Raw genomic sequence first — 11,246 nt, forward strand, 5'->3', positions numbered from 1 at the left:
ATCCCTGCCCTTCCAAAGCTGATTTCAAAACAGATTTACTTCCTCCATTAACTCCCACTTTTATGCTGTGCCTCACTAGGTAACACTCTAACAACGATTGTACGGACGCCCTGGTATTGCGGGAGTAATGATCGGCTCCCGCTCCTCATGGTATTGAAGTCAGTCAGAATGGAGTGTCATAGGAAGAGGTGGGAAAAAGGAGTTTAAAACATTTCCCCGCCTTAAAAGGCTAGATTTTCTTTTTCATTTATAACTTCTATTTCTATATTTAAAGAATTATATAATTTATATTAAATATTTGGAAAACATAGCGTATAATAGTTATTGAGGCATGGATTAAGAGGCTAAGAAATTATAAGAGCATATTTCTTAGTTACTGGATATATTGCGGTATATTTTCCGTAAGTTATAGCCTTCACTTCTTTATCTTTTTCCTTTTTTGGTTTTCAATCTTCTTGGACGTATTTTCATTCTTGTTATTAACTGAGATCCCCTTATGTTTTTGATTGCAATGAGTGTTACGAATGCTTTAGAGTTTTTCCATGAATTTTTAACGCTTAACGAATCTTCATCATTCATGGACTTGTTCAGTCATAAGGATAAGATGAGAAGTAAGTTAAGGACATCTCTTATCTGAAATCATCACGTTAGTTAGGGATAAAGTAAGAATTGTAGAGATCTATTGAGAAAATCTAGTGCTCTAAGCAGTTTAGAGATTTAGCCTTGAATCTACTAATAGTATGAGCGTAAAGACTATAACAATGGTTTGAGTGTTCCAAGGAGTAGTGGATTCACCAAGGGAATGGAAAAACTTACAAATTAGACTTGCAATCCAAACCAACAAAAGTAGTTTAATTTTAATAGTGAAAGGAAGAAAGAGTTTAAAATGCCCTAAATTAAAATTAATAAACGGCTCCCATGGCTCGGGTAGCTCAGCCTGGGAGAGCGCCGGGCTGTGGACCCGGAGGTCCCGGGTTCAATTCCCGGCCCGAGCCCTTTCATTTTATTCAAATAGTTAATCAAATCTTTGCTTTTGCCATTCTTGTGTTTTCTCAATCTTTATTATATTTAAGGATTTAAACCTCAATAGCATCATATTTATAGAGGCTTAGAGTTTGATTTTTGATATATTTAAGAGGGATAAGGACAGTGAAGTGAAAGACCCGTTTTATACTGATGAATTTGGAGAATGGATAATAATATCTCATAACAAATTATTATTATTTGTATATAATTTGCTTGTAAAGTCAATAAAAAAGATTGGACTAAAAAATTTTAAATTGTACATAATTCAATATTCTGAGGATGAAAAGATAAAGAATCTCATAAACGTGAAAGGAATGATAGTTACAAATGGTAACTTTAAGGAATTGGAATTAGCTAATGCTATTAAGAATAACGTTGATAATCATGGGTTTATAGGTGAGATTAAGATTTTTAAGTTTAGACTTTGTGGCTCTCTCTTCATATTCTTCTATATAGATTTAATTGTAAAGAACATAACAGAAGCTAAAGGTCATGTTAAAGTGCTTTTTCCTCCCTATGGAGTTAACTTATATAGTGTCCCTTACACGTTCCAGTCTCTTCTAAAGGATGTTATAGAGAAAAATTTAGGGTTAAACTGTAATTTAAGAGATATTGAAGTGGGGGATGGAACTAGGCTAAAGCTTCTTGCTGAATGTAAGGTTAATCAAGGTTTAGAATCTGTTGAACCTTTAAAGAAGGCATTAGAATATTTTAGTCTATCTGAACCTAAAATATCGACAAACAGGGTTAGCGCAAAACAGATTGAATTACAAATTTTTGTGAATCAGCTTAAGACTAAGGCTCTTATCCCTCTTATTTGGGACCATTTTATTATCGACTCGTTGCGCTGTTGAAAAAGTTATTATCCAAATTTTCCTAAGTTTAACTCGGGGATTTAATCTGATTAAGATAGGAGATCTTAATGTCCCCACAATAGATGATATAGATTTACACTCGAAAAAAATTTTACTAAGGATAGATATTAATTCTCCGGTAGGGGAGAATGGTGAGATTTTAGACGACTCTAGAATAAGAGCCCATGTAGTTACAATTAAAGAGTTAATGGATAAGTCAAATAGTATAGTTTTAATTTCTCATCAAGGAAGACCGGGTGATAAAGATTTCATTAGTTTAGAACAGCACGCTAAATTACTTTCGAAACACTTAGGGGAAGAAGTAGCTTTTGTGGAAGATGTAATTGGTCCACATGCTAGAGAGGAGATAAAGAAACTGGATAAAGGTAAAGTTCTACTGCTAGATAACGTTAGACTCATGTCAGAGGAATTAATTGAAGCCCCTCCGCAACAGCACATCAGAAGTTTTATCGTTAAAAGGTTAGCTCCATTGTTTGATGCTTATGTTAATGACGCTTTTGCTACAGCTCACAGAAGTCAGCCTAGTATCGTAGGCTTTCCTTTAGCTTTACCATCAGCAGCTGGAAGAGTGATGGAGAAGGAAGTATCTGCGTTAGCTAAGATTTTTAATCCAGAGGATTCTCCAAAAGTTTTTGTATTAGGTGGAGGTAAGGTTCATGATACTATCAGGATAATTGAAAATTTGGTTAAGAAGAGAATAGCTGATAGGATATTGACTGGTGGATTAGTTGCTGAACTTTTCGCCATAGCCAAGGGTATGAGTATAGGTCAAAAGAATGCTGAGGTTTTAGAAAAATTAGGAATATTAAGTTTAGTTCCAAGAGCAAGGAAAATATTACTAAGCGGAGCTCCGATAGAGATACCGGTTGATTATAAGGTAGAAAACAATGGTAACGTGATGGAAGAACCTGCGAATAAGGTTACTGGAGTTATTAAGGATATAGGATCTACCACGAGTGAAGTATATTCCTCGTTTATAAAAGACGCTAAAGTAGTAGTATTAAGAGGTCCAATGGGAGTAATTGAAGATGAAAGATTTAAGGGAGGAAGTAAATCTGTTTTGAAATCAGCTTTGGAAGGGCAGGGATACGTTATTATAGGGGGTGGACATATGATTAGCGTTATAGATAAAGACGTTAATATTGATTCCGGCAAGGTGCATATTTCCACTGGAGGAGGAGCTTTACTTTTATTCTTGTCTGGAGAAAAGTTACCCGCATTAGAGGCTTTATCTATGTCCGTGGGGATGAGACATGATAAAAGTGGGAGTTAATGGTTATGGTACTATTGGTAAGAGGGTAGCCGATGCTATAATCAGACAGCCAGATATGAAGCTAATAGGCGTGGCAAAGACTAACCCAAATTATGAAGCCTTAATAGCTTACCGTAGAGGTATACAGATTTATGTGCCAGAGCAAAGTTTAGGTAAGTTTAAAGAAGTTGGTATAACTCCAGCTGGCACTATATCTGAACTAATTAAGGAGGCTGACGTTATCGTTGATGCCACTCCTAATGGTGTTGGGGCTCAATATAAGCAAGAGTACCAGAAATTTGAGAGAAATGCAATATTTCAAGGCGGAGAGAAGGCTGATGTAGCTGATATTTCCTTTTCTGCTTTATGTAATTATGATGAGGCTGTAAGTAAGAAATATGTTAGGGTAGTCTCATGTAATACTACTGCTCTTCTTAGAGTTATATGTACTATCAGTAATAAATTATCTAAAGTAGATAGGGTAAGGGCTACTATAGTTAGGAGAGCTGCTGATCCTAAGGAAGTTAAAAGAGGTCCAATCAACTCTTTAACCCCTGATCCAGCAAAGATTCCAAGTCATCACGCGAAAGATGTCAATACTGTAATTAAGAATTTGGATATTATAACTATGGCCGTTGTTGCTCCTACAACGCTTATGCATATGCACTTCCTGGATATAAAGGTTAAGGATAAGGTTAAAAGAGAAGATGTTTTAGAAACTTTTGCTAATACACCTAGGATAGTTCTAATCCCCTCTAAATACGAGATTAGCTCTACTGCTGAAATAGTGGAAATAGCGAGAGATATGAGGCTTGAGAGGAATGACATACCAGAGGTTATGGTGTTTGAGGATTCAGTTTACACTAAGGATGATGAGGTAATGTTAATGTATGCGGTGCATCAAGAATCTATTGTAGTTCCCGAGAATATAGATGCTATTAGGGCATCTCTTAATTTAGTAACTAAAGAGGAATCAATCAAAATGACAAATACTACGTTAGGGATAAGAGGAGGGTATATATTATGAGTGAGCCTTCATACTTCGTTAGTTTCTGGATGAGAAAGATTCTAGTTCCTATTGATGGCTCAGAGAATAGTTTAAGGGCATTGGATTTAGCTATAGATTTTGGGATGAGGTACGGCTCTAAAATAACTGTAGTTCACGTATGTCATGACTGCAACGATCTAGAGATAATGAAATCGGTTATTCAAAGGAGGATTAATAATAGAGTGGATTATGAGCTCAAATTTGTAAAGACTAACTTAAAAGAGACGAGTGTGTCTAATGAATTATTAAAAATAATAGGTGAGGAATCGTTTGATGCAGTAATAATGGGGGCTAGAGGTACTTCAGTAAACAGTGAAATAAACATAGGATCTACAGCGTTAGCATTATCAATTAATGCTCCAGTTACTGTAATTCTAGTTAGATGATTAATCTCAACACTTTGGAGGAATATTTTGATAGTTCCTCTATGTTATCAAATGTATACTTAACCTCAAGGAAGTTTTTCCTAAACTCTATTACTTTTCTTTTAACTTCATTAACATCTTTTCTATCAATTATCAAGCTCTTAAATAAGTCCGCAATCTCTTCCATTTCATTTTCCTTCATTCCATATCTGGTCATTTCTTGCACGCCTATTCTGAGTCCGCTCGGATCTGAAACAGCCTCTGGCTTATCGTAAGGTAGGAGATTCTTATTTACTATTATATTAGCGTCCTCTAACAATTTGGCTATTTTCTCTCCCCCTCCAAATCGTCTAACATCAACTGCTACTTGATGGCTTTTAGTGTATCCTAAATGTTCACCTATTACCTTAAAGCCTCTTTCTGCTAACGCTTCAGCCAACTTTTTAGAATTTTTAACTATTTGACTGGCATAATTCTTACCATATTCTCTCATTTCAACTGCAGTAACTCCAGTTGCTGGTAAACGATGTAAGTGATGATTACTGACAAACCAAGGAAATATTGTTTTAGAAATTTGTTTGAATGGTTCGTCATTAATTGCAAATATTGCTCCCCCTTGAGGACCTGGAAAGGTCTTATGTGTAGAAGCTGTCATGATATCTGCTCCTTCTTGTAAGGGATTATGCCACACTTCACCTACAATTAAGCCATAAACGTGGGCTGCATCATAAACTAATTTTGCATTGACAGCGTGAACATGTGGAGCTAACTCTTTAGCTGGATGAGGAAATAGATATAAGCTCCCTCCTAATACGACGAATTTTGGTTTTATTTCCTCTATCATTTTTATCGATTTATCTATATCTACATTTATATTTTCCATATCGAAAGGTAACTCTATATGCTGAATTCCCAAAGCTCCTAGCGTACCAAATTTCGTATGACTAACGTGAGCACCAGCTTGTACGGGGGCTATTAATGCTTTTTCCCCTGGCTCAGCTAAGACTCTGAATACTGCAGCATTTGCTATAGTTCCACTTACTGCTCTTAAGTCACAATGTTTTGACTTAGTTATTTCATTCATAAGTTCCATAGTAAGAGTTTCTATCTCGTCTATGTACTTAGTTCCTTGATAGTACCTTTTATATGGTTTTCCTTCAGCATATCTAGACATAAAATCGCTCATGTATACGCTTTCTGCTAATGGGCTCATCACGTTTTCTGATGCAATTAGGTTTAGTGCTTGTGTTCTTCTCCAAACGTTTTGTTCTTTTGTAAGTTCAAGGATTCTTTCTACCTCTTTAGGGAATGGCATAATAGTTATATGCTTAATAACGTTTATAAACTTTTAATGAGTAGTGGAAGCAAGTCCTATTCACGTAAATAGTTTCAACTATTATTAATGATAATTAAGTCTAATCGTTTGTCACTACGTGATAATTTCTCTCATTTGATTGCAAATCAAGGTCATATGTGGGAGGTTAGTCCATAAGCACCTTATTGTAAGTGAGTCATGGGACTCATTCAAATCTAATTGAAGTGTGCTCGCATGACCGGCAAATATGCGGTCTAACTTTGGGGCTTGAGCTCTTATCGGGAGGTAATTATTTGTAAAACTATTTAGTGTGTGGACAACAATTTGGTTGATATGAATTGAATTTTCTTTACTGTGGAAAAGTATTTTTAGGGTGAGGGCGAGAATGTGTTTGATTTCCTAGCACTCACCTAACTCAACGAGAAACACAATAGCAAAATAGCTGAAAATATTCTTCCGCAATAGACTCTTGCATAAAAAATTTTACAGTTGGACGAAATTGTTGTCCACACACACTATTTACGTAAAAAGAGTGTTAAAATGTTGTTGTAGTAATGGAAAAAGGATATAGATCATAAATTAAGATCATAATTTATTTCATATAGTAGTTTCTTAAGGAAAAAGAGGAAGCAGATAAAAATGTAGTTATTTCAAGACCATTCCTCTACCCAATTTCTTATGGGCTTTTCCTAACTCTTTATTTGCTAATGCGGTTAAGAGGTTTAGTTCACCAGCAAGAACTGTAGCAGCAATAATTTCGGCGAATTTCTTGGCATTATATCCAGGTGGATTTCCGCTTCCATAGACTCCCATAATACTTAATGCCTCTCTTTGGGTAGGTAATCTAGTTCCACCACCTACTGTTCCTACTTCTAATGACGGTAAGGTAATTGATATGTAGAGATCTTCTCCTCTTACTTCAGTCCATGTATAACCAGAACTACTCTCAACTATTTGAGCTAAGTCTTGACCAGTTGCAATAAACATTGCAGCAATTATGTTGGCAAAATGCGCGTTATATTGTGCTAACGATCCAGCTCTCGCAGTGCCCAACCAATTCTTCCTCAGATTTATCTCGTTTATTAAGTTAACATCAGAACGTAATATGTTATTTATAACATCTTTTTTCACTATAGCTTCAGCAACTACTGTTTTCCCACGACCAAATAGGCTGTTTACGTTAGTTTGCTTCTTATCACTACACATATTTCCGCTTACCGCTAAACATTTAGCTTTAGGGAAGTTATCTTCTATATATCTACAAATCTCCTCTGAGGCTAGAGTTGCCATGTTCATTCCCATGGCGTCCCCAGTCTCAAATGAAAACCTAAGCCAAACGTTATTACCTAAAACAAATGGTGTTATTGATTTCAGTTTTCCATGAGAAGTTACTTTGCTAGTTATTTCCTTCATATTGTCAAAGTTTTTTTCTACAAATTCAATAAATTCAGGAATATCTTCGATCGAATCAAATTTAAATAAGGGAGCTCTAGTCATCTCATCTTTTAATATTTTAGTTTTAACGCCTCCACTTAATGATACTGCCTTAGCACCTCTATTAACGCTAGCTATTAGTGCGCCTTCAGTAGTAGCTAAAGGTACGTAAAAGTCTCCCCTCGCGTAATCCCCATTAACCTTTATTGGACCTGCAATTCCTAAGGGTATTTGTATTGCTCCGATAACATTCTCTGCATTTCTATTCTTTACTTCAGTATAATCTATGATTGTAGAACCTATCGATGGTAGTTGAACTCCTAAGATTTTTTCTAATGCCATTCTTCTAGCAACCATTGATGCGTTAGCTTCCAAAAAATTATCAGCTTCATGAAAAGAAATTTCGCCCTTTACTATCTTATCTACTACCTCATCAATGTTCATTCCTCAACTACCCTAAACTTGATCCCATATTGTATTAGTCCATTATAGGAATCCTTATAGACTCTTCTTAACGTGGCTTCTACTCTAGCATTCTCCTTTAATTTATCGATTTCTGTATCAACTATGGGAGCAATAATTTCAGCCCCCTCATCCAGCCTAATTAGACCTATAATACTGGGTAAAGATTTCTCAAAACCTTCCCTACTTTGGTATGATACGGTAAAGGTTACTAGTTTACCTTTTCCACTTAGTTCAGTCTTTTCTACATCTGAATTTCCACATTTTGTACAATAAGGTGAGTATGGAAAATCTATATTTCCACATTTTCTGCACTTACTAGCTATCAATTTATACATGAATTTTTTGTTTCTCCAAACTTGTGGTGGTGCTATTTTCATTATTCTCACCTCGTTAATTCGATTCCATAACTAACTAATCCTAAATCATCTGATGATATTATAATGCTTCTTTCCGCATCAGTTATCTTCTTACCTTTAAAGGTACCAAGTAATTGCATATAAACTTCTGATAGTTGATATACGGCAGAAGCACCTCCCGGATACCCTCTAGCTTTAAGCCCACCAGATAGATTAACGTTAAGACTATCCAAGTTATATAATGACTTTCCAGGTTCAGTTATACCTAACTCTTCTAACATAATAGCGGCGATAACACTGTATGAATCATGTATTTCAAATAAAGTTCTATTAACATCTTTTATCTCAATTTTGCTCCTTAGTGTCTTAATGGATGGTAAGGAAGGAGAAAAGTCTAACCTAGATTGAGTTGATTCTATCTTGTTAATTTTGATAGATTCGGATGTCTTTTCACTTGATAATATTACTATTGAAGCGCCATCGGCTCTAGCTCCTATATCAAATAGCCTTATAGGATCTGATACAATTTGTGAGCTTAATATTGTGTTTAAGTCAACTGTAAATCTCAGATAAGCGAATGGATTTTCTACTGCGTTTTGGTGCATTTTTATAGCCCAATTTGCGAAATATTCCCTAGGTACGTTGTATTTACTCATATACTTCTTCATCATAATTGCTGCAATGGAATGTGGGGTAACACCATTATAGTACATTTGTTCATCAAGACACGTAGATAGAACCTCATTAAAGTATTTGGACGGATAATCTGTTTGTTTCTCAACACCTATTATCATTACTGATTTAGCTAATCCGCTCTTTATAGCAGAATACCCCATTAGTAATGCTGTCCCACCACTAGCATCACCATTCTCAACTCTAAAAGAAGGTATATCTGTTTTTCCTAGTTTTTTAGCAATTTTAGGACCTATTAGGGAGTTGCTATTTAATTTTTGAGAATACGCATTGGCTACTATTATTAGATCTATGCCTCTTGACGATGTATCATATTGCTGTTCTAAATTCTTAAAGGACTCAATTACAAGATCATATAGATCATATTCGTAATACCTATCTATTGGGATTATTGAAGCTGCGTTAGCATATACATCCATCATTCATACACCTTAATCTTGTTAGTGTACTTAGAATATTCTGCATAAGACAAATATTTCTTGTTGTTTATGTAATATTCTACACTCTTAGCTAACTTCTGTTTCTCTAGGATACCCTCTGTAACTAAAATACTGAAGGCGTCACTGCCAGCACCACTTCCGAATGGAGCAACTAATATTCTCTCACCTGGTTTGGCAACGTCTAAAACCTTAGCTAATCCTAATAAAGCTGATGCATTGTAAGGGTTCCCTACATACGGCGAGACTAACCCTTGTTTAACTTTTTCTAGTGGAACTCCTAATTTCTTTGCTACTTGAATTGGAAACTTGCCATTAGGTTGATGGAATATAAAATAATCAAAGTCAGAGACCTTTAGACCACTGTTTTGAAGAAGATCGTTTACTGCAGCTATTATATGATTGAAGTATGCTGGTTCTCCTGTAAATCCTTCACCATGTACTGGATAAGGCGTACCATCTCTACGCCAAAAGTCCGGGGTATCAGAAGTATAAGAAGAGGAATATTCTATTATCCCCGCAGAGTTCTCTTTGCTAGCTTTTCCTACAACGAATGCTACACCTGCAGCAGCTGAACTCAATTCTAAAACATCTCCTGGATTAGATTGAGCTGTATCAGCTCCAATTACTAAGGCATAAGAATCATTATTCAAAACAAAACTTGAGGCTAATCTTAAGCCTACTGACGCACCTCTACAAGCGAATTCCATATCAGCAGTGGCAGTGTAATTTGAAATTCCTAATGCGTCTATTAGTATTGTTGACGTAGGTTTAACAGCATAAACTTTCGATTCAGATCCGAAAAGAACCAGCTTTATTTTAGACGGATCCACTTGAGCCCTTCTAATTGCGTTAATTGAAGCTTCCCACGCAATGGTTGTCGAATCCTCATCAAAGTTAGGAACTGATTTTTCTGATAATCCCAAGGATTTAACAACAGTTTCATCGTATCCCCACATTTTAGCTATTTCTAATACCTTTATTCTATATCTAGGTATATACGCACCCCAACCTATGATGCTAGAATACATTGTACATATAGAATTATCGAATAAATATAAGGTTTTCGATTATTGTCTACTACCCCATTAGACAGTTGTCGAATGAAATAAAAAAAGGCTAGAATAAAAAACCTATGAACTTCTATCAGCATAAAACATTTGATAGCGTTTTGGGTTTAGGGCATTTACTATGTACATGAAGGCCGAATGAGGATTACTGTCTTCACCACAAGTATAGACGTCAAGTGTTGCATAATTGTATTCGTTCCAGGTATGAAGTGCTATGTGGCTTTCTTCAACTAGGGCTATAACTGATACTCCACCCTTTTTCCCACCGAATGACCAACTTTTAATCTCTACTAGCTTCATATTAGCTATTTTCACGGCTTCAAGTACTAATTTCTCTAGGAACTCTTTATCAGTTAGTTTGCTTGCATCTATATCGTACAAGTTTCCAAATACGTGTTTGCCTACTATTCTATCTTCAGCTGAGGGGGAGGAGATATTTTTTATGAGGAACTTTTGTTCTGACATCTCTCTTTCTTTAGCCCCATGCCTTAATGATAACTCGTGAATAATAAGTGTAACTGTTAGTGATTGCCTTTGGATAAACGTTATATTTGTTTAGTATGTACTACTCTACCGTATGAAGTTAGGATTAGGAAGCGTTTTACTAATCATCGTCCTTATTATAATAGCGTCGATCGGAGTAATATTTTATCTACAAAACGACGTTAATATTAAAATTATGCCAATATTCTGGAGAGTATTACCTAATTATAAAAACATAATTGCATTTGAGATAGTGGGTCAAAATAATGGCGTCTTTACACAAGACCTTAACGTTACAATTGTTTTGAGGTATGTTCCACCTGGAACAGTTTACATTACTAGATACTTGTATAATAGTACTATAATGAATATAGAGCCGCATAAATTGCAAAAAACAGTAATTTATATCACTTTGAATGGTAGCCCG

11 protein-coding genes, 1 tRNA gene and 1 pseudogene are annotated in these 11,246 nt (G+C 35.6%); 6 read left to right on the plus strand and 7 right to left on the minus strand.

The window, feature by feature from the left end; translation table 11 throughout:
- Positions 1-423 precede the first annotated feature (423 nt).
- Entirely contained in the window at positions 424-579 is a 156-nt protein-coding gene (locus tag DMP16_RS10940) for a hypothetical protein (protein WP_185957816.1), read from the minus strand.
- Positions 580-921: 342 nt separating this feature from the next.
- On the opposite strand from DMP16_RS10940, the gene DMP16_RS05060 reads away from it, so the two are divergent.
- The 5 genes from DMP16_RS05060 (at position 922) to DMP16_RS05080 (ending at position 4,587) form a co-directional block, all read left to right on the plus strand.
- Positions 922-995: transfer RNA gene (locus tag DMP16_RS05060), tRNA-His, on the plus strand.
- Positions 996-1,115: 120 nt separating this feature from the next.
- Positions 1,116-1,880, plus strand: a complete 765-nt coding sequence (locus DMP16_RS05065; protein WP_255446804.1) for a hypothetical protein — start codon at positions 1,116-1,118, stop codon at positions 1,878-1,880.
- A gap of 46 nt (positions 1,881-1,926) precedes the next feature.
- The gene (locus DMP16_RS05070; RefSeq protein ID WP_069282454.1) at positions 1,927-3,174 is read left to right on the plus strand and encodes a phosphoglycerate kinase; all 1,248 of its coding nucleotides are present in this window, start codon (positions 1,927-1,929) and stop codon (positions 3,172-3,174) included.
- Entirely contained in the window at positions 3,155-4,180 is a 1,026-nt protein-coding gene (locus DMP16_RS05075; RefSeq protein ID WP_069282453.1) for a phosphorylating glyceraldehyde-3-phosphate dehydrogenase, read from the plus strand. The genes DMP16_RS05070 and DMP16_RS05075 overlap by 20 nt, the downstream gene beginning before the upstream one ends.
- Complete coding sequence (locus tag DMP16_RS05080; protein ID WP_069282452.1) at positions 4,177-4,587, plus strand: universal stress protein; 411 nt, start codon at positions 4,177-4,179, stop codon at positions 4,585-4,587. The genes DMP16_RS05075 and DMP16_RS05080 overlap by 4 nt, the downstream gene beginning before the upstream one ends.
- Here DMP16_RS05080 and glyA read toward each other — a convergent pair.
- The 6 genes from glyA to speD all read right to left on the minus strand — a co-directional run bounded on the left by glyA (position 4,580) and on the right by speD (position 10,801).
- Positions 4,580-5,881: a serine hydroxymethyltransferase gene (gene glyA, locus DMP16_RS05085; protein ID WP_069282451.1), complete on the minus strand. Its 1,302-nt coding sequence runs from the start codon at positions 5,879-5,881 to the stop codon at positions 4,580-4,582. The two genes, DMP16_RS05080 and glyA, sit on opposite strands and share 8 nt — an antisense overlap.
- 645 nt (positions 5,882-6,526) lie before the next feature.
- Positions 6,527-7,759 (minus strand): hydroxymethylglutaryl-CoA reductase (NADPH), encoded by a 1,233-nt coding sequence (hmgA, locus tag DMP16_RS05090; protein WP_069282450.1) that lies wholly within the window; start codon positions 7,757-7,759, stop codon positions 6,527-6,529.
- The gene (locus tag DMP16_RS05095) at positions 7,756-8,157 is read right to left on the minus strand and encodes a Zn-ribbon domain-containing OB-fold protein (RefSeq protein WP_143576944.1); all 402 of its coding nucleotides are present in this window, start codon (positions 8,155-8,157) and stop codon (positions 7,756-7,758) included. Before DMP16_RS05095 ends, hmgA begins: the two co-directional genes overlap by 4 nt.
- Before the next feature lie 5 nt (positions 8,158-8,162).
- A complete protein-coding gene (locus tag DMP16_RS05100; protein ID WP_069282449.1) occupies positions 8,163-9,251 on the minus strand; it encodes a thiolase family protein in 1,089 nt (362 codons plus the stop codon).
- Positions 9,248-10,297, minus strand: a complete 1,050-nt coding sequence (locus DMP16_RS05105) for a hydroxymethylglutaryl-CoA synthase (RefSeq protein ID WP_069282448.1) — start codon at positions 10,295-10,297, stop codon at positions 9,248-9,250. The genes DMP16_RS05100 and DMP16_RS05105 overlap by 4 nt, the downstream gene beginning before the upstream one ends.
- 102 nt (positions 10,298-10,399) lie before the next feature.
- Positions 10,400-10,801, minus strand: a complete 402-nt coding sequence (gene speD, locus DMP16_RS05110; protein ID WP_069282447.1) for an adenosylmethionine decarboxylase — start codon at positions 10,799-10,801, stop codon at positions 10,400-10,402.
- Between the two features lie 112 nt (positions 10,802-10,913).
- Between speD and DMP16_RS05115 the strand changes: the two are divergent.
- Positions 10,914-11,246 (plus strand): annotated as a pseudogene (locus DMP16_RS05115) (hypothetical protein); the annotation flags it as partial.

Origin of the sequence: Sulfolobus sp. B1 (assembly GCF_007050195.1) — an archaeon.
Taxonomy (GTDB): domain Archaea; phylum Thermoproteota; class Thermoprotei_A; order Sulfolobales; family Sulfolobaceae; genus Saccharolobus.

Coding starts and splice junctions, on each gene's coding strand:
- DMP16_RS10940 (WP_185957816.1), bottom strand. CDS start 579: ATGAATGATGAAGATTCGTTAAGCGTTAAAAATTCATGGAAAAACTCT.
- DMP16_RS05075 (WP_069282453.1), top strand. CDS start 3,155: ATGATAAAAGTGGGAGTTAATGGTTATGGTACTATTGGTAAGAGGGTA.
- DMP16_RS05080 (WP_069282452.1), top strand. CDS start 4,177: ATGAGTGAGCCTTCATACTTCGTTAGTTTCTGGATGAGAAAGATTCTA.
- glyA (WP_069282451.1), bottom strand. CDS start 5,881: ATGCCATTCCCTAAAGAGGTAGAAAGAATCCTTGAACTTACAAAAGAA.
- hmgA (WP_069282450.1), bottom strand. CDS start 7,759: ATGAACATTGATGAGGTAGTAGATAAGATAGTAAAGGGCGAAATTTCT.
- DMP16_RS05095 (WP_143576944.1), bottom strand. CDS start 8,157: ATGAAAATAGCACCACCACAAGTTTGGAGAAACAAAAAATTCATGTAT.
- DMP16_RS05100 (WP_069282449.1), bottom strand. CDS start 9,251: ATGATGGATGTATATGCTAACGCAGCTTCAATAATCCCAATAGATAGG.
- DMP16_RS05105 (WP_069282448.1), bottom strand. CDS start 10,297: ATGTATTCTAGCATCATAGGTTGGGGTGCGTATATACCTAGATATAGA.
- speD (WP_069282447.1), bottom strand. CDS start 10,801: ATGTCAGAACAAAAGTTCCTCATAAAAAATATCTCCTCCCCCTCAGCT.